We start from the raw sequence: 25,499 nt of genomic DNA, 5'->3' as shown, positions 1-25,499 counted from the left end.
AGCCCACGCGTGACGAATCCCGTTCACCCAGACCAGCCGCGGGGGGGAACGGGACGTGGAAGCCGTGTGCCAACCGCTGAGACTACGCCAAAGCGCTGGTGGGACGAAATCCGGCGGTGCCGTGGGGGCCCGGCACGCTCACCAGCCCGACCCGAAGCAGACGAACGGGGCCGGCGGGGCCTCGTCCGGCTCGGCCGCGAGGGCCGCCGCCAGCGCCTGCGCCGGGACCAGGCCGGCCGCCAGGCCGCGGTGGTGCGCGGCGGCGACCCGCGCGCTGACCTGGTCGTCGACCCGGGCCACGCCGGCCACGACGCTGCCCACGCCGGCCGCCAGCAGCGCGGCCGTCATCCCCAGCCGCTCGTCACCGGGCCTGGTCTCGGCGCAGCCGAGCTCGCAGGCCGAGAGCACGACGTGGCCGGGCACCCGGGCCAGGCCGTGGAGCTCGTGGCCGAAGAGCGGCCCGTCGGCCATCACCAGGTGGCTGAACAGCGGGCTCTGCGGCTCGTGCACGCCGTGCGCCGAGGCGTGGAAGACGTCGCAGCGGCCGACCAGGCGCAGCGCGTCGGCCGAGGTGGCGGCCTCCACCACCTCGGCGCCCGGCCACACCTCCCCCACGGCGCGCACCTCGCGCCGGCCGTGCTCCAGGCCGGGTCCCAGCACGACCCCGACGAGGGCCTCCGAGGACACCGGGCGGGTTCGTGCCCGGCCCCGCAGCCACGACGTGGCCGTGGGGCTGACCGTCACGGTCCGGCCCCGCAGCGGGGGCAGCAGGCCCCACGGGACCAGGGCCAGGGCGGCCGAGGGCGAGAGCAGCAGGGGCCCGTCCCCGGCCAGGGCGGGCCCGGGCAGCAGCAGGCGACCCAGCCGGTCCAGGCCGTGCTGGAGCGAGGCCCGCACGACGGCCGCCATGGGCGCCGGCAGCCGGGCGCCGGCCAGGACGTCCAGGTCCGCCCGGACCGCCCGGGCCGCCGCCACCGCCTCCGGCAGCGGGCCGAGCGGGTGCGTGCTCACCCCGTCGGCCCGCAGCACGACGGCCACCAGGCGGGCGCGGACGGCCAGCAGCGTCAGCAGCGCACCGCCCTGCTCCCCGACGGCCGCCTGGATCTGCGGCACCTCGGCCTGCCCCGCCTCCGGGTCGCCGCGCCCCTCGCTGTGCCAGGCGCGCTCGCGCAGCAGCTTCTCCAGCTCGTGAGCGCGCTCGGTGTCGCGCGGGTCGGCCGCGGTCTCGGAGCGGGTGACGGCGGTCCGGATCTGGCGCAGCTCCTCCAGCCAGGCGGCGGCCTGCGGGTCCCGGCGGCGCGTCACCGGGGAGGGCCGGGCGGACAGGCCACGCGTGGCCTCGGCGACCGTGAGCACGTCCCCCGGCCGGTCCCGCTCCAGGGCGCGCTCCACCGCGGCCTGGGCCATCTGCTGCGCGTGCACCGCCATGGCCGTGCGCAGCTCGAGGCTGCCCAGCAGCCCGACCCGCCGCCGGAGGTGCCGGAACGCGCTGCGCAGCTCCGCGTCGGCGATCTCGTCGTGCCCCTCGGCCAGGGCGAGCCGGGCCCGCAGCCGGTGCACCCGCAGCCGGTCGACCGAGGCCTCCCCGCGGTGCCGCCGCAGCGCGTCACCGGCCCCCGAGCGGGCCCGCTCGACCTCACCCGCCTCCAGCAGCGCCTCCGCGACCAGCAGCCGGGCGCTGCGCTCGTCGTGCGTCAGGTGGTGCGCGGCGAAGGTGTCGGCCAGCGCCTGCGCGGCCGTCGCCACCTGCTGCGGGGTCCGGGGCGGCACGTCCGGCAGGGTCGCCGCCGTCGCCGCGTCGCCCGGGCGGGGGGTCTCGCCCCGGCGGGCCAGCTCGGCCTGCAGCGACAGGCAGCGGGAGCGGGCGGCCCGCACGGCCGCCCCCCGCGAGGCGAACCGGTCGCCCGCCGAGGTCGCCAGGCGCAGCGCCTCCCCCGCCTCCCCCAGTGCCAGGTGCACCCGGCCGAGCAGGTGCTCGGCCTCCGCCTGCTCGAACACGTCACCGTGCGCGCCGAAGGTGCGGGCCGCGCCGCGCAGGTCCTCGACCGCCTCGTCGAGCAGCCCCGCGGCCAGCAGCACCTCCGCCCGGTTGACGACGCACTTGGCCCCCAGCACCGGGGACAGCCGGCTCAGCACGGGCGCGACCGCGTCCAGCTCTCGCAGGGCTCCCGGCAGGTCGTCCCCCAGCATGAGCACGTACGCCAGGTTGGCGCTGCTCATGGCGATGCCGGGCTCGTCGTGGCCCCGCTGCGCCAGGGACAGCGCGCTGCGGAAGTCCCGCCGCGCCGCGGTCAGCCGTCGGGCCTCCAGGTGCACGGCGCCCCGGTTGAGGTGGGCCACGAACCGGGCGTCGAACTCGACGGGCGGCAGCACCCGCAGCGCGCGGTCGAAGGCCGCCAGCGCCCCCGTGGTGCCGCTCTGGAACAGCACGAGACCCCGGTTGACGGCGGCCCGACCGAGCACCGACGGTCGCAGGCCGGAGGTGGCCTCGACCTCGTCCAGCAGGGCCAGGGCCGCGCCCACGGAGTCGGTGCGGGCCCGGTGGTACGCCTCGTGCACCAGGATCCGGGCCCGCAGGTCCGGCGAGGGCGAGGAGTCCAGGGCGCGCTCGGTCAGCCGACGCGCCTCGCGGTCGTCGCCGCGGGCGGCCAGCGAGATCGCGCGCTCGAGCAGCTCCTCGGCGGACACCTGCGGATGGTCCCGCCGCAGGCGTCAGGTGTAAAGCGGGTTGTCAGGGCGGCCCGGACCGGCAGGCCCGGGCCACCGCCGGGTCACCGCCGGTCGAGCCGGTCAGTCCTTCTGGTCGTCGTCGGAGCCGCTCGTCGAGGTGGGCTCGCTGAGCGGCCGGACGAACGGCCCCTTGGTCGTCCCGGGCTGGCCCTTGGGCTTCGGCACGGTCGTGCCGGTGTCGTCGTCGGGTCCTGTGGTCATGTCGGCCTCCTCGTCGCGGTGCGGGCGTCCTGCCCAGATGCTCCCGCGACGAGGAGGCCGACGTCGAGCCCGTGATACCGGGACCCGACGGGTCCTCGGCTCAGACCGGGATGCGGTGAGGCCGGGCGAGCGTCGAGACGGGGGCGTCAGCGGCCGACGGGGTCTGCGCGACGTAGGGCAGGTAGGACTTGTAGGGCAGGTACGACTTCGCGGCCACGCCCGCCTCGTACGGCAGGTAGGACTTGTAGGGCAGGTAGGACTTGTACGGCAGGTACGACTTCGCCGCCACGCCCGCCTCGTACGGCAGGTAGGACTTGTAGGGCAGGTAGGACTTGTACGGCAGGTACGACTTCGCCGCCACGCCCGCCTCGTACGGCAGGTAGGACTTGTAGGGCAGGTAGCTCTTGTACGGCAGGTACGACTTCGTCGCCACGCTCGCGTCGTAGGGCAGGTAGCTCTTGTACGGCAGGTACGACTTCGCGGCCACGCCCGCCTCGTAGGGCAGGTAGCTCTTGTACGGCAGGTACGACTTCGCGGCCACGCCCGCCTCGTACGGCAGGTACGACTTGTACGGCAGGTAGCTGGCCGACGGCGCGGTCGCCGCCGAGGCGGAGACACCGGTGGCGAGGAACCCGCCGGCCAGGGTGGCCACGAGGACGGCGGCCAGGGTCAGGACACGGGAGCGGGGACGCGAGGAGCGGGTACGCAGGAACACGGCGAGGACCTTTCGGCTGGGATGCAGGACGACGCGGACACGTCACGCAAAGGGCACCAGCAGGACACTGCGCTGTCAATCGGACCTACCCGACTATGACCAGGGCTATCACTACCCGTGACGGGACCGTCCTCGGCCTGCTCCCACCGGGTCCCGCACGGCTGCGGACGGTGACCGGCTGTGCTCAGTCGAGCAGTCGGGAGACCGTCGCGCCCGCGGCCTCGAGCCGGCTGCGCCCACCGTCCCGGGCCGTCAGCACGAACAGCCCGTCCTCCAGGACGGCGACTGAGTGCTCGGCGTGGGCCGCCTTGGAACCGTCCACCGTGACGACGGTCCACTCGTCGTCCAGGACGCGGGTGAGAGGCGAACCGGCGGTGAGCATGGGCTCGACGGCCACGCACAGGCCGACCTTGACCCGGGGCGAGCGGCCCTGGGCCCGGTAGTTGAGCACGTCGGGGGGCTGGTGCATGGCCGTGCCGATGCCGTGGCCGGTGTAGTCCTCGACCAGGCCGTAGCGACCGCCGCACTCCCCCGTGACGAAGTCGTCCACCGCCTCGCCGACCCGGCCCAGCGGCTGGCCTGGCTGCAGCGCGGCCACCCCGCGCCACATCGACTCCTCGGTGGCCTCGACCAGGTCACGGTCGGCCGGGGCGGCTACGTCGGCCCCGTCCGGGCCGGGGACGAGGACCGAGAAGGCGGCGTCGCCGTGCCAACCGTCCACGACCGCCCCGCAGTCGACGCTCAGCAGGTCCCCGGCCTGCAGCACGCGGGCACCGGGGATGCCGTGGACGACCTCCTCGTCGACCGAGGTGCAGATCGTGCGCGGGAACCCGTGGTAGCCGAGGAAGTTGGACGTGGCCCCGGCCCGACGGATGACGTCGGCCGCGACCGCGTCCAGCTCGTCGGTGCTGACCCCGGGGCGCACCTGCCCCCGGACCGCGTCCAGGGCGTCGGCGACCACCAGGCCCGCCCGGCGCATGGTGCGGACCTGGTCGAGCGTCTTGTACTCGATCCGCTCCCGGCCGAACACGGGTGGAGGGCCTCAGCCCTCGCGGCCGATGGCGGCCAGCAGGCGGGCGGTGACGACGTCGACCTCGCCCATGCCGTCCACCTGGACCAGCAGCCCGCGGTCGGCGTAGGTCTGCGCCAGCGGGGCCGTCTGCTCGGCGTAGACCTCGAAGCGGTGCCGGAACACCTCTTCGGTGTCGTCGCTGCGACCCTGCTCGGCGGCCCGCTTGGTCAGCCGCTTGACGACCTCGTCGGTGTCGACCGTGATCTCCACGACGTGGTCCAGGTCGACGCCCTGCTCCTGCAGCATGCGGTCGAGCTCGAGCACCTGGTCGCCGGTGCGCGGGTACCCGTCCAGCAGGAACCCGGGACCGGCGTCGGCCTCGGCGAGCCGGTCGGCCACCATCGCGTTGGTCACGGAGTCGGGCACGTAGTCTCCCGCGTCGATGTACTTCTTGGCGGCCACACCGAGGTCGGTGCCCTCGGTGACGTTGCGCCGGAAGATGTCGCCGGTCGAGATGGCGGGCACGTCCAGGGTCTGTGCGAGACGGGCGGCCTGCGTGCCCTTGCCGGCCCCGGGGGGCCCGAGGAGGACGAGCCGCGTCATCGCAGGAACCCCTCGTAGTTGCGCTGCTGTAGCTGCGACTGGATCTGCTTCACCGTCTCCAGGCCGACGCCCACGATGATCAGGATCGAGGCGCCACCGAACGGGAAGTTCTGGTTGGCCCCGACCAGCACGATCGCCACCAGCGGGATCAGGGCGATCAGGCCGAGGTAGATGGAGCCCGGGAACGTGATGCGGGTGATCACGTAGTCCAGGTACTCCGCCGTGGGCCGGCCGGCGCGGATGCCCGGGATGAAGCCCCCGTACTTGCGCATGTTCTCGGCCACGTCGTCCGGGTTGAAGGTGATCGCCACGTAGAAGAACGTGAAGAACACGATCAGCAGGAAGTAGGCGATCATGTAGAACGGGTGGTCGCCCTGGACGAAGTAGCGGCCGATCCACAGCGCCCACTCCGACTCCGGCGAGAACTGCGAGACCAGGGCGGGCAGGTACAGCAGCGAGCTGGCGAAGATCACGGGGATGACGCCGGCCATGTTGACCTTGAGCGGGATGTACGTGCTCGTGCCGCCGTAGGCCCGCTGGCCCACCATTCGCTTGGCGTACTGCACGGGGATGCGGCGCTGGCTCTGCTCGACCAGCACGACCAGGGCCACGATGACCAGCCCGACGGCGATCACGACCAGCATGGTCTCGATGGACTGCTGCGTGGCGATGGCCCCGAGCGAGCCGGGGAAGGTCGCCGCGATCGAGGTGAAGATCAGCAGGGACATGCCGTTGCCGACGCCCTTGGCGGTGATGAGCTCGCCGAGCCACATGACCAGGCCGGTGCCGGCGGTCATGGTGGTGATCATCAGGACCAGGACGGCGATGCTCTGGTCCGGGATCACCGGGAACGCGTCGGGGCTGCAGGCGCCGCCGAAGATCGAGTTGTCCCGCGCGAGCGACACGAAGGTCGTCGACTGCAGGATCGCGAGGCCGATCGTCAGGTACCGCGTGTACTGCGTGAGCTTCGCGGTCCCGGTCTGGCCTTCCTTCTTGAGCTCCTCGAAGCGTGGGATCACCACGGTCAGCAACTGCACGATGATGCTCGCGGTGATGTACGGGAGGATCCCGAGCGCGAAGATCGACAGCTGGAGCAGGGCCCCGCCGCTGAACAGGTTGATGAGGCCGAACACCCCGCCGCTGGACTCGGCGATCGCGAGGCACTCGCGCACGTTGCCGAAGTCGACGCCCGGCGTCGGGATGAACGACCCGAAGCGGAACAGCGCCATGATCCCGAGCGTGAAGAGGAGCTTCGCTCGAAGATCGGGGGTCCGGAAAGCGCTGACGAACGCGCCGAGGCTGACCACGACTACCTCCAGATGGGCCCAGTGGGCTCGGACGGCCGATCCGCCCTGATCAGCCGGGATCGCTCCGTGCGTCGGACCCTAACACCAGGACCGGGGCACGAGGCCCCGGTCCCGGCGGAGGGTCACGACGTCGGGCGGGGCCCGGCGTGTGCTGTCAGACGGTGGTGGCTGTGCCGCCCGCCGCCTCGATCTTGGACTTCGCCGACGCGGAGAACTTGTGCGCCGAGATCTCGAGCTTGGCCGACACGTCGCCGGTGCCGAGCACCTTGACGGGCGCGTTGTCCCGCACGGCGCCCCGGGCGACCAGGTCGGCCGGGGTCACGGTGCCGCCGTCGGGGTACAGCTCCGACAGCTTGTCCAGGTTGACGACCTGGAAGGTCACCTTGAACCGGTTGGTGAAGCCGCGGAGCTTGGGCAGACGCATGTGAAGCGGCGTCTGACCGCCCTCGAAGGCCGCCGAGACCTGGTACCGGGACTTGGTGCCCTTGGTGCCGCGACCGGCCGTCTTGCCCTTGCTGGCCTCGCCTCGACCCACGCGGGTCTTGGCGGTCTTGGCGCCGGGGGCGGGCCGGAGGTGGTGGACCTTCAGCGCGGACTCGTTGCTGGGGACTGCCATGTCACTCGACCTCCTCGACCGAGACGAGGTGAGCCACGGTGACGACCATCCCGCGGATCTCGGGACGGTCCTCCTTCACCACGACGTCACCGATGCGCTTGAGACCGAGCGAGCGGACGGTGTTCCGCTGGCCGGCGGTGCCACCGATGGTCGAGCGGACCTGGGTCACGCGCAGTCGCGTGGTCGTGGTCGACTCGGCCCGCTTGGTGGGCAGGGTGGTCTGCGTTCCGGGTGCAGTTGCCATGATCAGGAAGCCTCCTGCCGGGCACGCAGCAGCGCGGCGGGCGCGACGTCCTCGATCGGCAGCCCACGACGGGCAGCAACCGACTCCGGCGGCTCGAGACCCTTCAGGGCCGCGACCGTGGCGTGCACGATGTTGATCGCGTTGCTGGAGCCCAACGACTTGCTCAGCACGTCGTGGACACCGGCGGCCTCGAGGACCGCGCGGACCGGACCACCGGCGATGACACCGGTACCCGGGGAGGCCGGACGCAGCATGACCACGCCGGCGGCCTTCTCGCCCTGGATGGGGTGGGGGATGGTGCCCGCGATGCGGGGGACGCGGAAGAAGTTCTTCTTCGCCTCCTCCACGCCCTTGCTGATCGCGGCGGGCACCTCCTTGGCCTTGCCGTAGCCGACGCCGACCATGCCGTCACCGTCGCCGACGACGACCAGGGCGGTGAAGGAGAACCGACGACCACCCTTGACGACCTTGGCGACGCGGTTGATCGCGACGACGCGCTCGACGTAGTTGTTGCGGTCGTCGCCGCCACGGCCGCCGCGGTCGTCACGACGACCGCCGTCACGACCGCCGCGACGCGGCTCGCGGCCGCCCTCGGGGCCGCCGGTGCCACCGGCGGTGCCGCCGGCCCCGGGGGGGCCGCCGCGACGCTGCTGGGGTCCTGCCATCAGAGGGTTCCTTCCATCGGGTGCACGGTCACTGCGCCGGAGACCACACGGGGGGCGCTCACAGGGACAGCCCCTTCTCGCGGGCGCCGTCCGCCACGGCCGCGACCCGGCCGTGGTACTTGTTGCCGCTGCGGTCCAGGACCACGGCGGTCACACCGGCGGCCTGGGCGCGCTCGGCGACGAGCTCGCCGACCGTGCGGGCCTTGGAGACCTTGTCGCCCGAGGCGGCGCGCAGGTCCGCCTCGAGGGTGGAGGCCGAGGCCAGGGTGCGGCCGGTGGTGTCGTCCACCACCTGCGCCACGACGTGGCGCAGGGAGCGGGTGACGACCAGGCGCGGACGCTCGGTGGTCCCGGTGATGTGCTTGCGGACGCGCTGGTGACGACGGGCCCGGGCCGCGACGCGACCCCGACCACCGTGGCGCGTGCTGCGCTCGACGACTGCGGGCATTACTTCTTCCCAGCCTTTCCGACCTTGCGGCGGATCTGCTCGCCCTCGTAGCGGATGCCCTTGCCCTTGTACGGGTCGGGCTTACGGAGCTTGTGGATGTTGGCGGCCACCTCGCCGACCTGCTGCTTGTCGATGCCGGAGACCGTGAAGCGGGTCGGGCTCTCGACCGAGAACGAGATGCCCGAGGGCGGCTCGATCGTGACGGGGTGGCTGAAGCCCAGGGCGAACTCGAGGTTGCTGCCCTTGGCCTGGACGCGGTAACCGGTGCCGTGGATCTCGAGCTTGCGCACGTATCCGTCGGTGACGCCGGTGACCATGTTGGCGATCAGGGTCCTGGTCAGGCCGTGCAGCGACTTCGAGCGACGCTCGTCGTCCGGCCGGCTGACGGTGATGGACCCGTCCTCGCTGATGACGGTGATGGGCTCGGCCACGACGTGGCTGAGCTGGCCCTTGGGGCCCTTGACCGTGACGTGGGGACCGTCGAGGTCCACCGTCACGCCCGAGGGCACGGGCACGGGGTTCTTGCCGATGCGCGACATCTGTTTCTCCTCAGCTCCGCTCTACCGTCACCAGACGTAGGCGAGGACTTCCCCACCCACGCCCTTCTTGGCGGCCTGGCGGTCGGTCAGCAGCCCGGACGACGTCGACAGGATCGCGACGCCAAGGCCACCGAGGACCTTGGGCAGGTTGGTCGACTTGGCGTACACGCGCAGACCGGGCTTCGACACGCGGCGCAGGCCGGCGATCGAGCGCTCGCGGGAGGGGCCGAACTTGAGCTGGAGGGTGAGCGTGCGGCCCACCTCGGCGTCGGCGACGGTCCAGCCGGCGATGTAGCCCTCCTGCTTGAGGATGTCGGCCACGCTCGCCTTGAGCTTGCTGAACGGCATGGAGACGTCGTCGTGGTACGCCGAGTTGGCGTTGCGCAGACGAGTGAGCATGTCTGCGATCGGGTCGGTCATCGTCATCGGGCTTCTGCCCTTTCTCGCCGCGGTTTCCGGGTTCGGACCTTCGGCGCTGTTGAAGATCTTTCTGGGGTGGTCCAGGGGGTGGTGCGGGGGTTCAGGGACGGGCCCTGCTCACCAGCTCGACTTGGTGACGCCGGGCAGCTCGCCCGCGTGCGCCATCTCGCGCAGGCAGATGCGGCACAGCCCGAACTTGCGGTACACCGAGTGCGGACGCCCGCACTTCTGGCAGCGGGTGTAGCCGCGCACCTTGAACTTCGGGGTCTTGTTGGCCTTGTTGATCAGAGCGGTCTTCGCCATGGTCTGCTCCTCCTCCCCTCAGACGGCCTTGAAGGGGAAGCCGAGCTTGCGCAGCAGGCTCCGGCCCTCGTCGTCGTTGGTCGCGGACGTCACCACGGTGATGTCCATGCCGCGGACGCGGTCGACCTTGTCCTGGTCGATCTCGTGGAACATCGCCTGCTCCACGAGACCGAAGGTGTAGTTGCCGCGCCCGTCGAACTGGGTGCCCGACAGACCGCGGAAGTCGCGGATGCGGGGCAGGGCGACGGTGAGCAGCCGGTCGAGGAACTCCCACATCCGGTCACCGCGGAGGGTGACGTGGGCGCCGATCGGCATGCCCTCGCGCAGCTTGAACTGCGCGATGGACTTGCGGGCCTTGGTGACCTGCGGCTTCTGGCCGGTGATGGCCGTGAGGTCGCGGACGGCGCCGTCGATCAGCTTGGAGTCCCGGGCCGCCTCGCCGACGCCCATGTTGACGACGACCTTGACGACGCCGGGGACCTGCATGACGTTGCCGTAGCCGAACTCCTCGAGCAGCGCGGGGAGGATCTCCTCGCGGTAGCGCGCCTGGAGCCGGGGACGGGGAGCCGCCTCGGTCGAGGTGGTGGTGGTCTCGGTGGTCTCGGTGCTCATGCGATGTCCTTGCCGGAGCGACGGGCGACGCGGACGCGCACGTTGCGCTCCCGGCCGCCGCGCTCCTGCGTCTCGACGCGGATGCCGACGCGCGTGGGCTTGCCCGACTCGGGGTCGACCAGGGCGACGTTGGACACGTGGACCGGGGCCTCGGTGTGGATGAGGCCGCCGGTGCGGGAGCCGCGACCGGTCTGGCCGGCCTTCACGTGCTTGGTCACCCGGTTGACGCCCTCGACGAGGACCCGGTTGGTCTCGTGGTTCACGGACAGGACCTTGCCGGTCTTGCCCCGGTCCCCACCGCGCGACTGGCGGGCGCCGGCGATGACGATCACCGTGTCGCCCTTCTTGATGCGGAACGTGCCGCGACTAGCCATCAGAGCACCTCCGGTGCCAGCGAGATGATCTTCATGAACCGCTTGTCACGCAGCTCACGACCCACCGGGCCGAAGATGCGCGTGCCGCGGGGGTCGCCGTCGCCCTTGAGGATGACGGCCGCGTTCTCGTCGAACTTGATGTACGAGCCGTCGGGACGGCGGCGCTCCTTGACGGTGCGCACGATGACGGCCTTGACGACGTCGCCGCGCTTGACGTTGCCGCCGGGGATCGCGTCCTTGACGGTGGCGACGATGGTGTCCCCGATGCCCGCGTAGCGACGGCCGGAGCCGCCGAGCACGCGGATGCAGAGGATCTCCTTCGCACCGGTGTTGTCGGCGACCTTGAGCCTGGACTCCTGCTGGATCACTGCTGCCTCACTTAGCCTTCTCGAGGACCTCGACCACGCGCCAGCGCTTGGTCGCGGACAGCGGGCGGGTCTCCATGATCAGGACGAGGTCGCCGACGCCGGCCGTGTTGGCCTCGTCGTGCGCCTTGACCTTGCTCGTGCGACGCAGGACCTTGCCGTAGAGGGGGTGCTTGACCCGGTCCTCGACGGCGACCACGGCGGTCTTGTCCATCTTGTCGCTGACGACGTAGCCACGACGGGTCTTGCGGTTGCCCCGCTCGGACGCCGCAGCCTGAGCGGCGTCGACAGCCTTGGGTGTCTCGGTGCTCATGATGCGACCTCCTGGGTGGTGATGCCGAGCTCGCGCTCGCGCATCACGGTGTAGATCCGAGCGATGTCCCGCTTGACGGCCTTGAGACGGCCGTGGCTCTCGAGCTGGCCCGTGGCCGAGGCGAAGCGCAGGTTGAACAACTCCTCCTTGGACTTGCGGAGCTCCTCGACGAGCCTGGCGTCGTCGAAGGTCCGGAGGTTCACGGGAGCGAGGTCCTTGCTACCGACCGACATCAGATGTCACCACCCTCACGCTGCACGATGCGGCACTTCATGGGCAGCTTGTGCATGGCCCGGGTGAGCGCCTCCTTGGCGACGTCGTCGCTGGGGTAGCTCAGCTCGAACATGACACGGCCCGGCTTGATGTTGGCGACCCACCACTCCGGCGAGCCCTTGCCGGAGCCCATGCGGGTCTCGGCGGGCTTCTTGGTGATGGGGCGGTCCGGGTAGATGTTGATCCAGACCTTGCCGCCACGCTTGATGTGGCGGGTCATGGCGATACGAGCGGACTCGATCTGCCGGTTGGTGACGTAGGCCGGCTCGAGGGCCTGCAGGCCCCACTCGCCGAACGTCACCTGCGTACCGCCCTTGGCCGCACCCGAGCGGCTCGGGTGGTGCTGCTTGCGGTGCTTGACGCGACGCGGGATCAGCATGGGTCAGGCCTCCGATCCGGTGGTGGCGGGAGCCTCCGTGGCGGGGGCGGCCGCGGGGGCCTCGGCGGCGGCCGGGGCCGGCGCCTCGACGGGGGCCTCGGTGCGGGGCCCGCGCTCGCCGCGCTGGGGACGCTCGGGACGGTCACCGCGCGGGGGACGACGACCGGCGCCACGGGGGGCGGCGGAGGCCTGCTCGCGGGCGAGCTCCTTGGCGGTCTTGTCGCCGTTGTAGATCCACACCTTGACGCCGATGCGGCCGAACGTCGTCTTGGCCTCGAAGAAGCCGTAGTCGATGTTGGCGCGCAGCGTGTGCAGCGGGACCCGGCCCTCGCGGTAGAACTCCGTGCGGCTCATCTCCGCACCGCCGAGGCGGCCGGAGACCTGCACGCGGATGCCCTTGGCGCCGGCCCGCTGCGAGGACTGCATGCCCTTGCGCATGGCGCGACGGAAGGACACGCGGCTGGACAGCTGCTCGGCGATGCCGACGGCGACCAGCTGGGCGTCGCCCTCGGGGTTCTTGACCTCGAGGATGTTCAGCTGGACCTGCTTGCCCGTGAGCTTCTCGAGCTCGCCGCGCAGGCGGTCGGCCTCGGCGCCGCGGCGGCCGATGACGATGCCGGGACGCGCGGTGTGCAGGTCGACGCGGACCCGGTCACGGGTGCGCTCGATCTCGACCTTGGCGATGCCGGCGCGCTCGAGACCGACGGTCATGAGCTTGCGGATCTTGACGTCCTCGCCCACGTAGTCGGCGTAGCGCTGACCCGTGGTGGTGGAGTCGGCGAACCAGCGCGACTTGTGCTCGGTCGTGATGCCGAGCCGGTACCCGTTCGGGTTGACCTTCTGACCCATCAGCGGGCTCCCTTCGTGCTCTCGGTGCCGGCACCGGCCGCGGCGACCTCCGGGGAGGCGACGACCACGGTGATGTGGCTGGTTCGCTTGCGGACGCGGAACGCCCGGCCCTGCGCCCGCGGCTGGAACCGCTTGAGCGTGGGGCCCTCGTCCACGAACGCCGTGGTGACGACGAGCTCGTCGGCGACGAAGCGCTCGCCGTACTTGTCGGCTTCCACCCGGGCGTTCGCGATCGCGCTCTCGACGAGCTTGCGGACCGGCTCGGCCGCGGTCTGCGGGCTGAACCGCAGGACCTGGACCGCATCGGTCGCACGCTTGCCGCGCACGAGGTCGACGACGCGCCGGGCCTTCATGGGCGTGACGCGGACGTGGCGCGCCTTCGCCGTGGCTTCCATATCTGGCTCCTGACCTGTCTCGGAGGGCGTCGCCGCGTCAGCGGCGACGGCCCTTCCGGTCGTCCTTCTCGTGCCCGCGGAACGTGCGGGTGGGGGCGAACTCGCCCAGCTTGTGGCCGACCATCGACTCGGTGACGAACACCGGGACGTGCTTGCGGCCGTCGTGCACGGCGATGGTGTGCCCGAGCATGTCCGGCACGATCATCGAGCGGCGGGACCACGTCTTGATGACGTTCTTGGTCCCGGCCTCGTTCTGCGAATCCACCTTCTTGGACAGGTGGTCGTCGACGAACGGGCCCTTCTTCAGGCTGCGTGGCATCGTCGCAACTCCTCTCAGCGCTTCTTGCCGGACTTGCGGCGACGGACGATCTGCTTGTCGCTGGCCTTGTTCGGCCGGCGGGTACGACCCTCGGGCTTGCCCCAGGGGCTGACCGGGTGGCGACCACCGGAGGTCTTGCCCTCACCACCACCGTGCGGGTGGTCGACGGGGTTCATGACGACACCGCGGACGGTCGGGCGCTTGCCCTTCCAGCGCATGCGGCCGGCCTTGCCCCAGTTGATGTTCGACTGCTCGGCGTTGCCGACCTCGCCGATGGTGGCGCGGCAGCGGACGTCGACGTTGCGGATCTCGCCCGAGGGCATCCGCAGCTGGGCGCTGGTGCCCTCACGGGCGACCAGCTGGACGCTGGTGCCGGCGGAGCGGGCGATCTTGGCGCCGCCGCCGGGACGCAGCTCGATGGCGTGAACGACCGTGCCGACGGGGATGTTGCGCAGCGGCAGGCTGTTGCCCGGCTTGATGTCGGCGCCGGGGCCGTTCTCGATCACGTCGCCCTGGGACAGCTTGTTCGGCGCCAGGATGTAGCGCTTCTCGCCGTCCACGTAGTGCAGCAGCGCGATGCGCGCGGTGCGGTTGGGGTCGTACTCGATGTGCGCGACCTTGGCGTTGACGCCGTCCTTGTCGTGGCGACGGAAGTCGATGACGCGGTAGGCGCGCTTGTGGCCACCACCCTGGTGACGGGTGGTGATCCGGCCCGTGTTGTTGCGGCCGCCCTTCTTGGTGAGGGGGCGGATGAGCGACTTCTCGGGCGTGCTGCGCGTGACCTCGACGAAGTCTGCGACGGAGGAGCCGCGGCGACCGGGGGTCGTCGGCTTGTACTTGCGGATAGCCATGTCAGTCAGTCCTCGAGATCACGCGACCGGACCGAAGATGTCGATCGTGCCCTCGCGGAGGGTGACGATCGCGCGCTTCGTGTCCTTGCGCTTGCCGGTGCCGTAGCGCGTGCGACGCGCCTTGCCCTGACGGTTGATGATGTTGACGCCCTTGCCGGCGACCTTGACGCCGAAGACCTTCTCGACCGCGATCTTGATCTCGGTCTTGGAGGCCCGCGGGTCGACGAGGAAGGTGTACTTCCCCTCCTCCTGCAGGCCGTAGGACTTCTCGCTGACGACCGGCGCCAGCAGGATGTCGCGCGGGTCCTTGCCGACGTGGGCGAAGCTCGACTCGGTCACTTCGACGCCTCCTCGTTGCCGGTGGTGCGGGCGGCGATGAACTCGTCGAGGGACGAGCCCACGAACACGACCTCGTCGCTGCACAGCACGTCGTAGGTGTTCAGCTGGTCCACGGCGAGCACGTGCAGCCCGGCGAGGTTGCGGACGCTCTTCCACGTCAGCTCGTCGTCCCGGCTGACCAGGACGAGCAGGTTGGCGCGGTCGCTGACCGCGGCCAGGGCCTTGCGGGCCGAGGCCGCCGAGGGCAGGTCGCCGGTGACCAGCGACTCCAGCACGTGGATGCGCTCGTGACGCGCCCGGTCCGACAGGGCCCCGCGCAGGGCGGCGGCCTTCATCTTCTTGGGCGTGCGCTGTGCGTAGTCGCGCGGCGTGGGGCCGTGGACGACGCCACCGCCGGCGAACTGCGGCGCGCGGGTCGAGCCCTGACGGGCCCGGCCGGTCCCCTTCTGGCGGTACGGCTTCTTGCCGCCGCCGGAGACCTCGCCGCGGTTCTTGGTCTTGTGGGTGCCCTGGCGCGCGGCGGCGAGCTGGGCCACGACGACCTGGTGGATCAGCGGGATGTTCGTCTGGACGGCGAACAGCTCCGCGGGCAGGTCGACGGTGCGCGAGCTCGAGCCGTCGGCGCTGAGCACCTTGACGCTCAGCGAGCCGTCGGTGTCGGCCGTCGTGGTGGACGGCTTGGTGGCCGTGGCCATGTCAGGCCTCCTTCCGGGTCTTCTTCGAGGCGGTCGCCAGGAGCACGACCGAGCCACGGGGGCCGGGGACGGCGCCCTTGACGAGGATGTAGCCGCGGTCGGCGTCCACCGCGTGCACCATCAGGTTCTGCGTGGTCTGCCGCTCGCCACCCATCCGGCCGGCCATGCGCACGCCCTTGAAGACGCGGCCCGGCGTGGCGCAGGCGCCGATCGAGCCGGGCTTGCGGTGGTTGCGGTGGGAGCCGTGGCTGGCGCTGACGCCCTTGAAGCCGTGGCGCTTCATGACGCCGGCGGTGCCCTTGCCCTTGGTGGTGCCGACGACGTCGACGACGTCACCGTCCACGAAGGAGTCGAGGCCGACCTCCTGGCCCAGGTCGAACGCACCCGTGGTGCGGACCTCGACCAGGTGGCGGCGCGGCGGGACGCCGGCACGCTCGAAGTGGCCGGCCATCGGCTTGTTGACCTTGCGCGGGTCGATGCGTCCGTACCCGAGCTGCACGGCCGCGTAGCCGTCCTTGTCCTTGGTCTTGACGTCGGTGACGACGTTGCCGGCTACCTCGACGACCGTGACCGGGACGAGGACGTTGTCCGCGTTCCAGACCTGGGTCATGCCGAGCTTGCGGCCCAGCAGGGCTCGCACTTCTCTGTCGATGGTCACGATCGATCCCTCAGAGCTTGATCTCGATGTCGACGCCAGCGGGGAGGTCCAGCCGCATGAGCGAGTCCACCGTCTTGGGCGTCGGGTCCAGGATGTCGATGAGGCGCTTGTGGGTGCGCATCTCGAAGTGCTCGCGGCTGTCCTTGTACTTGTGAGGCGAGCGGATGACGCAGTACACGTTCTTCTCCGTCGGCAGCGGCACGGGGCCGGCCACGGAGGCACCGGTACGGATCACCGTCTCGACGATCTTGCGCGCCGACGAGTCGATCACCTCGTGGTCGTAGGCCTTGAGCCTGATGCGGATCTTCTGTCCCGCCATGGCGTCATCCACTCTCTCTCTTCGGTACCGGTTCCCGGCCGCGTGGGGCCGCCATCCGGTGGTCGTGCCTGGTCTGTGGTGGGCCGGTACTCCGGCCCTGGTGTCCGACCCCCGCGGTCGGGCGTGTCGCCCGCTCCACGTTCTGGTCGGCTCTGGTCTGCCGATCGAGCCGCCGTCCCCCCGGCCGTGAGGCCGTTGGTGGGCACCGAGGTGCACCGGGCAACCGCGACAGTCTGACAGACCGCGGGCCTGGTTCCAAACCGGGTGCTCGTGACGACGGGGGATGCGGCCGGCGCCGGGCCGACCGCTCCCCCGACGTACGGCGGCGGCGCCCCGGTCAACCGGGACGCCGCCGCCGTCAGGTCACTTGTTGATCTTGGTGACGCGACCCGCGCCGACCGTGCGGCCACCCTCGCGGATGGCGAAGCGCAGACCCTGCTCCATGGCGATGGGCTGGATCAGCGCCACCGTCATCTGGGTGTCGTCGCCGGGCATGACCATCTCGGTGCCCTCGGGCAGCGTGATGACGCCGGTGACGTCCGTGGTGCGGAAGTAGAACTGCGGCCGGTAGTTCGAGTAGAAGGGGTTGTGACGCCCACCCTCGTCCTTGCTCAGGATGTAGACCTGGGCCTCGAAGTCCGTGTGCGGCGTGATCGAGCCGGGCTTGACCACGACCTGGCCGCGCTCGACGTCCTCGCGCTTGATGCCGCGCAGCAGCAGACCGACGTTCTCGCCCGCACGGGCCTCGTCGAGCAGCTTGCGGAACATCTCGACGCCGGTGACCGTGGTGCGGGTCGAGCTGTCCTTGATGCCGACGATCTCGATCTCCTCGTTGACCTTGAGGACACCGCGCTCGGCGCGGCCGGTGACGACCGTGCCACGACCGGTGATCGTGAAGACGTCCTCGATGGGCATGAGGAAGGGCTGGTCGATGGCGCGCTCGGGCTCGGGGATGGCGGTGTCGACCGCGTCCATGAGCTCGAGGAGCTTGTCGCCCCACTCCTTGTCGCCCTCCAGCGCCTTGAGCGCGGAGACGCGGACCACGGGCAGGTCGTCGCCGGGGAACTCGTACTGGCTGAGCAGGTCGCGGACCTCGACCTCGACGAGCTCGAGGATCTCCTCGTCGTCCACCATGTCGGCCTTGTTCAGGGCGACGACGATGTAGGGGACGCCGACCTGGCGGGCCAGGAGGACGTGCTCCTTGGTCTGCGGCATCGGGCCGTCGGTGGCGGCGACCACGAGGATCGCGCCGTCCATCTGGGCCGCACCGGTGATCATGTTCTTGATGTAGTCGGCGTGACCGGGGCAGTCGACGTGGGCGTAGTGACGCTGCTCGGTCTGGTACTCGACGTGCGCGATCGAGATCGTGATGCCGCGCTCGCGCTCCTCCGGGGCCTTGTCGATCTGGTCGAACGCCGAGGCGGCGTTCAGCTCCGGGTACTTGTCGTGGAGCACCTTGGTGATGGCCGCGGTCAGCGTCGTCTTGCCATGGTCGATGTGACCGATGGTGCCGATGTTGACGTGCGGCTTGGTCCGCTCGAACTTCGCCTTAGCCACTGGGGCTCCTCCTCGGACTGTTCTCCGCCGACGGGTTCGCCCGACGGTGGTCGTGGGTGTGCAGGTTCTGGACGTTCAGGGTCGTGCGGTCGTGCGCCGGACGTGGTGCACGCGGCCGGTCTAGAGCCTAGACCGGCCGCGGGGGCTCACTCGCCGCGGATCTTCTTGACGATCTCGTCGGCGACGTTCCTCGGGACCTCCGCGTAGGAGTCGAACTGCATGGTGTACACCGCGCGGCCCTGGGTGCGCGAACGCAGGTCGCCGACGTAGCCGAACATCTCCGACAGCGGGACGGTGGCCTTGACGCTCTTGGCCCCCGACACGTCCTCCATGGACTGCATGTGCCCACGGCGGGAGTTGATGTCGCCGATCACGTCGCCCATGTACTCCTCGGGCGTGCGCACCTCGACGGCCATGATCGGCTCGAGCAGGACGGGGTCCGCCTTGCGGGCCGCCTCCTTGAACCCGGCCGAGCCGGCGATCTTGAAGGCGAGCTCCGAGGAGTCGACGTCGTGCGCGGCCCCGTCGGTCAGCGTCGCCTTGACCCCGGTCATCGGGTAGCCGGCGAGCACGCCGACCTGCATGGCGTCCTTGAAGCCCGCGTCCACGCTGGGGATGTACTCGCGCGGCACGCGACCACCGGTGACCTTGTTCTCGAACTCGTAGGTGGCGCCCTCCTCGGGGTCCACCAGCGGGCCGATCGTGAACTGGATCTTGGCGAACTGACCCGAGCCACCGGTCTGCTTCTTGTGCGTGTAGGAGTACTTCTCCACCGTGCGGCGGATGGTCTCGCGGTAGGCCACCTGGGGCTTGCCGACGTTGGCCTCGACCTTGAACTCGCGCCGCATGCGGTCCACGAGGATGTCGAGGTGGAGCTCGCCCATGCCCTTGATGATGGTCTGGCCGGTCTCCTCGTCCTGCTCGACCTGGAAGGTGGGGTCCTCCTCGGCCAGCTTCTGGATGGCGATGGAGAGCTTCTCCTGGTCGGACTTCGTCTTGGGCTCGATGGCCACGGAGATGACGGGGTCCGGGAAGGTCATCGACTCGAGCACGACCTGGTCCTGCGGGTCGCACAGGGTGTCGCCGGTCGTCGTGTCCTTCAGGCCGATCATCGCGTAGATGTGGCCGGCCTGGGCGTCGTCGACCGGGTTCTCCTTGTTGGAGTGCATCTGGAACAGCTTCCCGATGCGCTCCTTCTTGCCCTTGGTCGAGTTCACGACGCCGGAGCCGGAGGCGACCTTGCCGGAGTAGACCCGGACGTAGGTGAGCTTGCCGAAGAACGGGTGCGAGGCGACCTTGAAGGCCAGCGCCGAGAAGGGCTCGTCCGCGGAGGGCTTGCGGATGATCTCCTTCTCCTCGTCGCGGACGTCGTGGCCGATCATCGGCGGGACGTCCAGCGGCGTGGGCAGGTAGTCCAGGACGGCGTCGAGCATGGGCTGGACGCCCTTGTTCTTGAACGCCGAGCCGCACAGCACCGGGTAGATCTCCGAGGCCACCGTCATCTTGCGGATGGCGCCCTTGATCTCCTCGGGGGTGAGCTCCTCGCCGCCCAGGTACTTGTCCAGCAGCGCCTCGTCGGACTCCGCGACCGTCTCGACCAGGGCCGCGTGGTACTCGGCGGCCTGCTCGGCCAGGTCGGCCGGGATCTCCTCGATCTCGTAGGCCTCGCCCTTGCCGGTGTTGCCGCGCCACGTCAGGGCGCGCATGTACACCAGGTCGACGACGCCGAGGAAGTCGTTCTCCGCACCGATGGGCAGCTGGATGACCAGCGGCCGGGCGCCGAGCCGGTCCTTGATCGTCTGGACCGTGAAGTAGAAGTCCGCGCCGAGCTTGTCCATCTTGTTGACGAAGCAGATGCGCGGGACGTCGTACTTGTCGGCCTGGCGCCAGACGGTCTCCGACTGGGGCTCCACGCCCTCCTTGCCGTCGAACACCGCGACGGCGCCGTCGAGCACGCGCAGGCTCCGCTCGACCTCGACCGTGAAGTCGACGTGGCCGGGCGTGTCGATGATGTTGATCTGGGTGCCTTCCCAGAAGCACGTCGTCGCGGCGGACGTGATGGTGATGCCGCGCTCCTGCTCCTGCTCCATCCAGTCCATCGTCGCGGCGCCGTCGTGCACCTCGCCGATCTTGTAGTTGATCCCGGTGTAGAACAGGATCCGCTCGGTCGTGGTGGTCTTGCCGGCGTCGATGTGCGCCATGATCCCGATGTTGCGGACCTTGGTGAGGTCGGTCAGGACGTCCTGAGCCACGGTGGGCCTTCCTCGCTGCTGGGCTGGCTGGTGATGCGTGCCGATGTGTCTGGCGGTGGGGTGGCCGTCTGCGGGCACCCGTCGCCGCGGGAGGGGCGGCGCCTCGTGGGCGCCGCCGACCTCACCAGCGGTAGTGCGCGAACGCCTTGTTGGACTCGGCCATCTTGTGCATGTCCTCGCGTCGCTTGACGGAGGCGCCGAGGCCGTTGCTGGCGTCGAGGATCTCGTTCATGAGCCGCTCGGTCATGGTCTTCTCGCGACGGGCGCGGGAGAACCCGACCAGCCAGCGCAGGGCCAGCGTGGTGGAGCGGGCGGGCCGGACGTCGACGGGCACCTGGTAGGTGGACCCGCCGACTCGACGGGAACGGACCTCCAGCGCCGGCTTCACGTTGTCCAGAGCGCGCTTGAGGATGATGACCGGGTCGTTGCCGGTCTTGGCGCGGGCGCCCTCGAGCGCGCCGTACACCGTGCGCTCGGCGACGGACTTCTTGCCGTCGAGGAGCACCTTGTTGACCAGCTGCGTGACCAGCGGCGAGTTGTACACCGGGTCGACGACGAGCGGTCGCTTCGGGGCGGGACCCTTGCGGGGCATCAGCTCTTCTCCTTCTTCGCGCCGTAGCGCGAGCGAGCCTGCTTGCGGTTCTTGACACCCTGGGTGTCGAGCGAGCCGCGGACGATCTTGTAGCGGACGCCGGGCAGGTCCTTCACCCGGCCGCCGCGCACGAGCACCATGGAGTGCTCCTGCAGGTTGTGGCCGACACCGGGGATGTACGCGGTGACCTCGATGCCGTTGCTCAGGCGCACGCGAGCGACCTTGCGCAGCGCCGAGTTCGGCTTCTTGGGCGTGGTCGTGTAGACGCGGGTGCAGACACCACGGCGCTGGGGCGAACCCTTGAGCGCAGGCGTGTTGTTCTTCACCGGCTTGTCCTGGCGGCCCTTGCGGACCAGCTGCTGGATCGTGGGCACCGCTGCGGTACTCCCTACTTGATGTCGTGGATGTTGCCTGGTCGGCCGGGGCCTTCATGACCCCCGCACTCGGGCGTGTCGCGCCTGCTGCAGTCGTGTCGCTGCGGCACGCGCGATGACCCGGTCGGACCGGGCGACTCGGGAGAGGGTACCTATCCCGAGCGCGCCCGGTCAAAACGCCTGTGGCCGGCGCCCCCGCTCACGGGGGCGCCGGCCCGACGGCTCAGCGGTAGCTGCCGCCGAAGTCGAGGTCCTCGAGCGGGACGGCCTGGCCGCTCCCGGACCCGAACGGGGTGTAGTCGGCGTCGTCGTAGCTGGGCAGCGTGTACATGGCTGCCTTCGCCTCCTCCGTCGGCTCGACCGTGACGTCGCGGTAGCGGGCCAGGCCGGTGCCGGCGGGGATGAGCTTGCCGATGATCACGTTCTCCTTGAGCCCGACCAGCGGGTCCGACTTGGCGTTCATCGCCGCGTCGGTGAGCACCCGGGTGGTCTCCTGGAACGAGGCCGCGGACAGCCACGACTCCGTCGCCAGGGAGGCCTTGGTGATGCCCATGAGCTCCGGCCGGCCCGAGGCGGGCTTGCCGCCGTTGCGCACGACCTCGCGGTTGGTGGTCTCGAAGCGCGTGCGCTCGGTCAGCTCGCCCGGGAGCAGGTTCGCGTCGCCGGAGTCGATGATCGTCACCCGCTTGAGCATCTGGCGGACGATGACCTCGATGTGCTTGTCGTGGATCGTCACGCCCTGGCTGCGGTAGACCCGCTGGACCTCGTCCACCAGGTGCTGCTGCACCTTGCGCGGCCCCAGCAGGCGCAGGACCTGCTTGGGGTCGACGACGCCGGCGGTCAGCTGCTCCCCCACGACGACCGACTGGCCGTCCTTGACGAGCAGCTTGGCGCGCGAGCTGACGGCGACCTCGATCTCGTCGCTGCCGTCGTCCGGCACCACCGTGACGGCGGTGACGACGTCGGCCTCGTTGCGCTCCAGGCGCACGCGCCCGGTGACCTCGGCGATCGGCGCGTTGCCCTTGGGCGTGCGCGCCTCGAACAGCTCGACCACACGGGGCAGACCCTGCGTGATGTCGTCACCGGCCACACCACCGGTGTGGAAGGTGCGCATGGTCAGCTGCGTGCCGGGCTCACCGATCGACTGGGCCGCGACGATGCCGACGGCCTCGCCGATGTCCACGAGCTTGCCGGCGGCCAGCGAGCGGCCGTAGCAGAGCGCGCAGGTGCCGACGTGGCTCTCGCAGGTCAGCACGGAGCGCACCTTGACCTCGTGCACCCCGGCCGCGATCAGCCGGTCGATGACCACGTCACCCAGGTCGGTGTTGGCGGTGGCGACGACCTCGCCGTCGACCTCCACGTCCGTGGCCAGGCTGCGGGCGTACACCGTGGACTCGACGTGCTCGTCCTTGGTCAGGACGCCCTCGGCGTTGTCGAACGCGATCGGCATGACCAGCCCGCGCTCGGTGCCGCAGTCCTCCTCGCGGACGATGACGTCCTGGCTGACGTCCACCAGACGACGGGTCAGGTACCCCGAGTCGGCGGTCCGCAGGGCGGTGTCGGCCAGGCCCTTGCGGGCACCGTGGGTGGAGATGAAGAACTCCAGGACCGACAGGCCCTCGCGGAAGTTCGACTTGATGGGACGCGGGATGATCTCGCCCTTGGGGTTGGCGACCAGGCCGCGCATGGCGGCGATCTGACGCATCTGCATCATGTTGCCCCGGGCGCCCGAGGTGACCATGCGGTAGATGGTGTTGGTGTCGGTGAGGTTGTCCTCCATGGCCTGGGACACCACGTCGGTCGCCTCGGTCCAGATCTCGATCAGCTCGCCGCGACGCTCGTCGTCGGTGATCAGACCGCGCTCGTACTGGCTCTGGACCTTGTCCGCCCGCGTCTCGAAGGCCTCGAGCAGCTCGGCCTTGTTGGCCGGGGCGACCACGTCGGACAGCGCCACCGTGGTGCCGGAGCGCGTGGCCCAGTGGAAGCCGGCCTCCTTCAGCGCGTCGAGGCTGGCCGCGACCTGCACCTTGGGGAAGCGCTCGGCGAGGTCGTAGACGATCGAGGACAGCTTCTTCTTGTCGACGGTGTAGTTGACGAAGGGGAAGCTGAACGGCAGCGCCTCGTTGAACAGGGCGCGGCCGAGCGTGGTCCTCAGGCGGATGGTCTCGCCCTCGACGTGGCCCTCGGGGGCCACCCAGTCCAGCGACGGGACGAGGTCGGGGATCTTGATCTCGACCATCGACCCGATGTGGATCTCCTGCCGGTCCAGCGCCATCAGGGCCTCGGACACCGAGGAGAACGAGCGGCCGGTGCCGACCGTGTCCTCGGGCATGTCCTTGGTCAGGTGGTACAGGCCGATGATCATGTCCTGGGTGGGCATGGTCACCGGACGACCGTCCGACGGCTTGAGGATGTTGTTGCTGGACAGCATCAGGATGCGGGCCTCGGCCTGCGCCTCGGCGCTCAGCGGCAGGTGCACGGCCATCTGGTCGCCGTCGAAGTCGGCGTTGAACGCCGTGCAGACGAGCGGGTGGATCTGGATGGCCTTGCCCTCGACCAGCTGCGGCTCGAAGGCCTGGATGCCGAGGCGGTGCAGGGTGGGCGCACGGTTCAGCAGCACGGGGTGCTCGCTGATGACCTCCTCCAGCACGTCCCACACGACCGAGCGCGAGCGCTCGACCATCCGCTTGGCGGACTTGATGTTCTGGGCGTGGTTGAGGTCCACCAGGCGCTTCATGACGAAGGGCTTGAACAGCTCCAGCGCCATCTGCTTGGGCAGGCCGCACTGGTGCAGCTTGAGCTGCGGGCCGACGACGATGACCGAGCGGCCGGAGTAGTCGACGCGCTTGCCCAGCAGGTTCTGGCGGAACCGGCCCTGCTTGCCCTTGAGCATGTCGGACAGCGACTTGAGCGCACGGTTGCCGGGGCCCGTGACGGGCCGGCCGCGGCGGCCGTTGTCGAACAGCGCGTCGACGGCCTCCTGGAGCATGCGCTTCTCGTTGTTGACGATGATCTCGGGCGCGCCGAGGTCCAGCAGCCGCTTGAGGCGGTTGTTGCGGTTGATGACCCGGCGGTACAGGTCGTTCAGGTCCGACGTCGCGAACCGGCCACCGTCGAGCTGCACCATCGGGCGCAGGTCCGGCGGGATCACCGGGACGCAGTCCAGCACCATGCCCATGGGCGAGTTGGTGGTGGACAGGAACGCGCTGACGACCTTGAGGCGCTTGAGGGCGCGGGTCTTCTTCTGGCCCTTGCCGGTGGCGATGGTCTCGCGCAGCGACACGGCCTCGGCGTCCAGGTCGAAGGTCTCCAGGCGCTTCTGCAGCGCAGCCGCACCCATCCCGCCCTCGAAGTACATGCCGAAGCGCAGCCGCATCTCGCGGTACAGCTGCTCGTCGCCCTCGAGGTCCTGGACCTTCAGGTTCTTGAACCGGTCCCAGACCGCCTCGAGCTTGTCGAGCTCCTGGGTGGCGCGACGGCGCATCTGCGACATCTCGCGCTCGGCGCCCTCGCGCACCTTGCGGCGCACGTCGGCCTTGGCGCCCTCGGCCTCGAGCTCGGCCAGGTCGCCCTCGAGGCGCTTGGCGCGCTCGTCGATCTCGCCGTCGCGGCGGCGCTCGATCTCGCCCTTCTCGTTGATGATGCCCGTCTCCAGGCTCGAGAGGTCGCGGTGGCGGGCGTCGTCGTCGACCGACGTGATCATGTAGGCCGCGAAGTAGATGACCTTCTCGAGGTCCTTGGGCGCCAGGTCCAGCAGGTAGCCCAGCCGGCTCGGCACGCCCTTGAAGTACCAGATGTGCGTGACGGGGGCCGCGAGCTCGATGTGGCCCATCCGCTCACGACGCACCTTGGCGCGGGTCACCTCGACGCCGCAGCGCTCGCAGATGATGCCCTTGAAGCGGACGCGCTTGTACTTGCCGCAGTAGCACTCCCAGTCCCGGGTCGGACCGAAGATCTTCTCGCAGAAGAGCCCGTCCTTCTCCGGCTTCAGGGTGCGGTAGTTGATGGTCTCGGGCTTCTTGACCTCGCCGTGCGACCACGCGCGGATGTTGTCGGCGGTGGCCAGACCGATGCGGAGCTCGTCGAAGAAGTTGACGTCGAGCACAGGTTCCTTCTCTCGTTGCGTTCGTCGCTCGTCAGGAGGTGGGAGCCGGCGGCCGGCCGGTCAGGGCCGGCCGCC

General features: G+C 70.3%; 32 protein-coding genes. All 32 read right to left on the bottom strand.

Annotation, left to right across the window (positions count from 1 at the left end; translation table 11 throughout):
• Positions 1–138: 138 nt before the first annotated feature.
• The 32 genes from SJY06_RS10110 to SJY06_RS09955 all read right to left on the bottom strand — a co-directional run bounded on the left by SJY06_RS10110 (position 139) and on the right by SJY06_RS09955 (position 25,424).
• The gene (locus SJY06_RS10110; RefSeq protein ID WP_380167147.1) at positions 139–2,688 is read right to left on the bottom strand and encodes a CHAT domain-containing protein; all 2,550 of its coding nucleotides are present in this window, start codon (positions 2,686–2,688) and stop codon (positions 139–141) included.
• Positions 2,689–2,790: 102 nt separating this feature from the next.
• A complete protein-coding gene (locus SJY06_RS10105; protein ID WP_380167145.1) occupies positions 2,791–2,931 on the bottom strand; it encodes a hypothetical protein in 141 nt (46 codons plus the stop codon).
• 100 nt (positions 2,932–3,031) lie between these two features.
• Positions 3,032–3,646: a hypothetical protein gene (locus tag SJY06_RS10100; protein ID WP_380167143.1), complete on the bottom strand. Its 615-nt coding sequence runs from the start codon at positions 3,644–3,646 to the stop codon at positions 3,032–3,034.
• A gap of 184 nt (positions 3,647–3,830) precedes the next feature.
• Positions 3,831–4,676: a type I methionyl aminopeptidase gene (gene map / locus SJY06_RS10095; RefSeq protein ID WP_380167141.1), complete on the bottom strand. Its 846-nt coding sequence runs from the start codon at positions 4,674–4,676 to the stop codon at positions 3,831–3,833.
• 12 nt (positions 4,677–4,688) lie between these two features.
• Entirely contained in the window at positions 4,689–5,261 is a 573-nt protein-coding gene (locus SJY06_RS10090; RefSeq protein ID WP_380167139.1) for an adenylate kinase, read from the bottom strand.
• Positions 5,258–6,568, bottom strand: a complete 1,311-nt coding sequence (gene secY / locus SJY06_RS10085; protein ID WP_380167137.1) for a preprotein translocase subunit SecY — start codon at positions 6,566–6,568, stop codon at positions 5,258–5,260. Before secY ends, SJY06_RS10090 begins: the two co-directional genes overlap by 4 nt.
• A gap of 154 nt (positions 6,569–6,722) precedes the next feature.
• A complete protein-coding gene (gene rplO / locus SJY06_RS10080; protein WP_380169692.1) occupies positions 6,723–7,157 on the bottom strand; it encodes a 50S ribosomal protein L15 in 435 nt (144 codons plus the stop codon).
• Positions 7,158–7,185: 28 nt separating this feature from the next.
• Positions 7,186–7,398, bottom strand: coding sequence for a 50S ribosomal protein L30 (gene rpmD, locus SJY06_RS10075; RefSeq protein ID WP_380169691.1), 213 nt, complete (start codon positions 7,396–7,398; stop codon positions 7,186–7,188).
• Between the two features lie 32 nt (positions 7,399–7,430).
• Positions 7,431–8,093: a 30S ribosomal protein S5 gene (gene rpsE / locus SJY06_RS10070; RefSeq protein ID WP_380167135.1), complete on the bottom strand. Its 663-nt coding sequence runs from the start codon at positions 8,091–8,093 to the stop codon at positions 7,431–7,433.
• A 58-nt stretch (positions 8,094–8,151) separates the two neighbouring features.
• The gene (rplR, locus tag SJY06_RS10065) at positions 8,152–8,541 is read right to left on the bottom strand and encodes a 50S ribosomal protein L18 (RefSeq protein ID WP_380167133.1); all 390 of its coding nucleotides are present in this window, start codon (positions 8,539–8,541) and stop codon (positions 8,152–8,154) included.
• The gene (gene rplF / locus SJY06_RS10060) at positions 8,541–9,080 is read right to left on the bottom strand and encodes a 50S ribosomal protein L6 (RefSeq protein WP_380167131.1); all 540 of its coding nucleotides are present in this window, start codon (positions 9,078–9,080) and stop codon (positions 8,541–8,543) included. Before rplF ends, rplR begins: the two co-directional genes overlap by 1 nt.
• Positions 9,081–9,107: 27 nt before the next feature.
• Positions 9,108–9,506, bottom strand: a complete 399-nt coding sequence (gene rpsH, locus SJY06_RS10055; RefSeq protein WP_380167129.1) for a 30S ribosomal protein S8 — start codon at positions 9,504–9,506, stop codon at positions 9,108–9,110.
• Between the two features lie 111 nt (positions 9,507–9,617).
• Positions 9,618–9,803, bottom strand: coding sequence for a type Z 30S ribosomal protein S14 (locus tag SJY06_RS10050; protein WP_380167127.1), 186 nt, complete (start codon positions 9,801–9,803; stop codon positions 9,618–9,620).
• A gap of 18 nt (positions 9,804–9,821) precedes the next feature.
• Positions 9,822–10,415: a 50S ribosomal protein L5 gene (gene rplE / locus SJY06_RS10045; protein WP_380167125.1), complete on the bottom strand. Its 594-nt coding sequence runs from the start codon at positions 10,413–10,415 to the stop codon at positions 9,822–9,824.
• The gene (gene rplX / locus SJY06_RS10040; RefSeq protein ID WP_380167123.1) at positions 10,412–10,789 is read right to left on the bottom strand and encodes a 50S ribosomal protein L24; all 378 of its coding nucleotides are present in this window, start codon (positions 10,787–10,789) and stop codon (positions 10,412–10,414) included. The genes rplE and rplX overlap by 4 nt, the downstream gene beginning before the upstream one ends.
• Entirely contained in the window at positions 10,789–11,157 is a 369-nt protein-coding gene (rplN, locus tag SJY06_RS10035; RefSeq protein WP_380167121.1) for a 50S ribosomal protein L14, read from the bottom strand. Before rplN ends, rplX begins: the two co-directional genes overlap by 1 nt.
• 7 nt (positions 11,158–11,164) lie before the next feature.
• Positions 11,165–11,467, bottom strand: coding sequence for a 30S ribosomal protein S17 (gene rpsQ, locus SJY06_RS10030; protein WP_380167119.1), 303 nt, complete (start codon positions 11,465–11,467; stop codon positions 11,165–11,167).
• Entirely contained in the window at positions 11,464–11,700 is a 237-nt protein-coding gene (rpmC, locus tag SJY06_RS10025; RefSeq protein ID WP_380167117.1) for a 50S ribosomal protein L29, read from the bottom strand. Before rpmC ends, rpsQ begins: the two co-directional genes overlap by 4 nt.
• On the bottom strand, positions 11,700–12,119 hold the full coding sequence (gene rplP / locus SJY06_RS10020) for a 50S ribosomal protein L16 (RefSeq protein ID WP_380167115.1): 420 nt from the start codon (positions 12,117–12,119) through the stop codon (positions 11,700–11,702). The genes rpmC and rplP overlap by 1 nt, the downstream gene beginning before the upstream one ends.
• A 3-nt stretch (positions 12,120–12,122) precedes the next feature.
• Complete coding sequence (gene rpsC / locus SJY06_RS10015) at positions 12,123–12,968, bottom strand: 30S ribosomal protein S3 (protein ID WP_380167113.1); 846 nt, start codon at positions 12,966–12,968, stop codon at positions 12,123–12,125.
• The gene (rplV, locus tag SJY06_RS10010; RefSeq protein ID WP_380167111.1) at positions 12,968–13,363 is read right to left on the bottom strand and encodes a 50S ribosomal protein L22; all 396 of its coding nucleotides are present in this window, start codon (positions 13,361–13,363) and stop codon (positions 12,968–12,970) included. The genes rpsC and rplV overlap by 1 nt, the downstream gene beginning before the upstream one ends.
• Positions 13,364–13,400: 37 nt before the next feature.
• Complete coding sequence (gene rpsS / locus SJY06_RS10005; protein ID WP_380167109.1) at positions 13,401–13,682, bottom strand: 30S ribosomal protein S19; 282 nt, start codon at positions 13,680–13,682, stop codon at positions 13,401–13,403.
• 14 nt (positions 13,683–13,696) lie between these two features.
• On the bottom strand, positions 13,697–14,533 hold the full coding sequence (rplB, locus tag SJY06_RS10000; RefSeq protein WP_380167107.1) for a 50S ribosomal protein L2: 837 nt from the start codon (positions 14,531–14,533) through the stop codon (positions 13,697–13,699).
• An 18-nt stretch (positions 14,534–14,551) separates the two neighbouring features.
• The gene (rplW, locus tag SJY06_RS09995) at positions 14,552–14,872 is read right to left on the bottom strand and encodes a 50S ribosomal protein L23 (RefSeq protein ID WP_380167103.1); all 321 of its coding nucleotides are present in this window, start codon (positions 14,870–14,872) and stop codon (positions 14,552–14,554) included.
• Positions 14,869–15,567 (bottom strand): 50S ribosomal protein L4, encoded by a 699-nt coding sequence (gene rplD / locus SJY06_RS09990; protein WP_380167102.1) that lies wholly within the window; start codon positions 15,565–15,567, stop codon positions 14,869–14,871. Before rplD ends, rplW begins: the two co-directional genes overlap by 4 nt.
• Before the next feature lies 1 nt (position 15,568).
• Positions 15,569–16,219, bottom strand: a complete 651-nt coding sequence (rplC, locus tag SJY06_RS09985) for a 50S ribosomal protein L3 (protein WP_380169690.1) — start codon at positions 16,217–16,219, stop codon at positions 15,569–15,571.
• Between the two features lie 16 nt (positions 16,220–16,235).
• Complete coding sequence (rpsJ, locus tag SJY06_RS09980) at positions 16,236–16,544, bottom strand: 30S ribosomal protein S10 (RefSeq protein WP_340290715.1); 309 nt, start codon at positions 16,542–16,544, stop codon at positions 16,236–16,238.
• Between the two features lie 363 nt (positions 16,545–16,907).
• Positions 16,908–18,101 carry an elongation factor Tu gene (gene tuf, locus SJY06_RS09975; protein WP_380167099.1) on the bottom strand — a complete coding sequence of 398 codons (1,194 nt, stop codon included), beginning with the start codon at positions 18,099–18,101 and terminating at the stop codon, positions 16,908–16,910.
• Between the two features lie 146 nt (positions 18,102–18,247).
• Entirely contained in the window at positions 18,248–20,353 is a 2,106-nt protein-coding gene (gene fusA, locus SJY06_RS09970; RefSeq protein WP_380167097.1) for an elongation factor G, read from the bottom strand.
• Positions 20,354–20,474: 121 nt separating this feature from the next.
• A complete protein-coding gene (gene rpsG / locus SJY06_RS09965) occupies positions 20,475–20,945 on the bottom strand; it encodes a 30S ribosomal protein S7 (RefSeq protein ID WP_380167095.1) in 471 nt (156 codons plus the stop codon).
• Positions 20,945–21,319: a 30S ribosomal protein S12 gene (rpsL, locus tag SJY06_RS09960; protein ID WP_380167093.1), complete on the bottom strand. Its 375-nt coding sequence runs from the start codon at positions 21,317–21,319 to the stop codon at positions 20,945–20,947. Before rpsL ends, rpsG begins: the two co-directional genes overlap by 1 nt.
• A gap of 223 nt (positions 21,320–21,542) precedes the next feature.
• Positions 21,543–25,424, bottom strand: coding sequence for a DNA-directed RNA polymerase subunit beta' (locus SJY06_RS09955; RefSeq protein WP_380167091.1), 3,882 nt, complete (start codon positions 25,422–25,424; stop codon positions 21,543–21,545).
• Between the last annotated feature and the right edge of the window lie 75 nt (positions 25,425–25,499).

It is taken from the genome of Jannaschia sp. R86511 (genome assembly GCF_042466345.1).
Taxonomy (GTDB): domain Bacteria; phylum Actinomycetota; class Actinomycetes; order Actinomycetales; family JBBAYJ01; genus Aquipuribacter.
Note: the sequence above shows the minus strand (reverse complement) of the source record. Positions and strands in the feature narration are given on the sequence as shown.

Excerpts from the sequence above, each read along its gene's own strand:
- rplF (WP_380167131.1), bottom strand. The coding sequence starts at position 9,080 with ATGTCGCGCATCGGCAAGAACCCCGTGCCCGTGCCCTCGGGCGTGACG.
- rpsS (WP_380167109.1), bottom strand. The coding sequence starts at position 13,682 with ATGCCACGCAGCCTGAAGAAGGGCCCGTTCGTCGACGACCACCTGTCC.
- rplB (WP_380167107.1), bottom strand. The coding sequence starts at position 14,533 with ATGGCTATCCGCAAGTACAAGCCGACGACCCCCGGTCGCCGCGGCTCC.
- rplV (WP_380167111.1), bottom strand. The coding sequence starts at position 13,363 with ATGGAAGCCACGGCGAAGGCGCGCCACGTCCGCGTCACGCCCATGAAG.
- SJY06_RS10050 (WP_380167127.1), bottom strand. The coding sequence starts at position 9,803 with ATGGCGAAGACCGCTCTGATCAACAAGGCCAACAAGACCCCGAAGTTC.
- rplP (WP_380167115.1), bottom strand. The coding sequence starts at position 12,119 with ATGCTGATCCCGCGTCGCGTCAAGCACCGCAAGCAGCACCACCCGAGC.
- SJY06_RS10105 (WP_380167145.1), bottom strand. The coding sequence starts at position 2,931 with ATGACCACAGGACCCGACGACGACACCGGCACGACCGTGCCGAAGCCC.
- rpsC (WP_380167113.1), bottom strand. The coding sequence starts at position 12,968 with ATGGGTCAGAAGGTCAACCCGAACGGGTACCGGCTCGGCATCACGACC.
- rpmC (WP_380167117.1), bottom strand. The coding sequence starts at position 11,700 with ATGTCGGTCGGTAGCAAGGACCTCGCTCCCGTGAACCTCCGGACCTTC.
- rpsE (WP_380167135.1), bottom strand. The coding sequence starts at position 8,093 with ATGGCAGGACCCCAGCAGCGTCGCGGCGGCCCCCCCGGGGCCGGCGGC.
- rplX (WP_380167123.1), bottom strand. The coding sequence starts at position 10,789 with ATGGCTAGTCGCGGCACGTTCCGCATCAAGAAGGGCGACACGGTGATC.
- rplE (WP_380167125.1), bottom strand. The coding sequence starts at position 10,415 with ATGAGCACCGAGACCACCGAGACCACCACCACCTCGACCGAGGCGGCT.
- SJY06_RS10090 (WP_380167139.1), bottom strand. The coding sequence starts at position 5,261 with ATGACGCGGCTCGTCCTCCTCGGGCCCCCCGGGGCCGGCAAGGGCACG.
- rplD (WP_380167102.1), bottom strand. The coding sequence starts at position 15,567 with ATGGCCACGGCCACCAAGCCGTCCACCACGACGGCCGACACCGACGGC.
- rplR (WP_380167133.1), bottom strand. The coding sequence starts at position 8,541 with ATGCCCGCAGTCGTCGAGCGCAGCACGCGCCACGGTGGTCGGGGTCGC.
- rpsQ (WP_380167119.1), bottom strand. The coding sequence starts at position 11,467 with ATGAGCACCGAGACACCCAAGGCTGTCGACGCCGCTCAGGCTGCGGCG.
- rpsG (WP_380167095.1), bottom strand. The coding sequence starts at position 20,945 with ATGCCCCGCAAGGGTCCCGCCCCGAAGCGACCGCTCGTCGTCGACCCG.
- rpsJ (WP_340290715.1), bottom strand. The coding sequence starts at position 16,544 with ATGGCGGGACAGAAGATCCGCATCAGGCTCAAGGCCTACGACCACGAG.
- rpsH (WP_380167129.1), bottom strand. The coding sequence starts at position 9,506 with ATGACGATGACCGACCCGATCGCAGACATGCTCACTCGTCTGCGCAAC.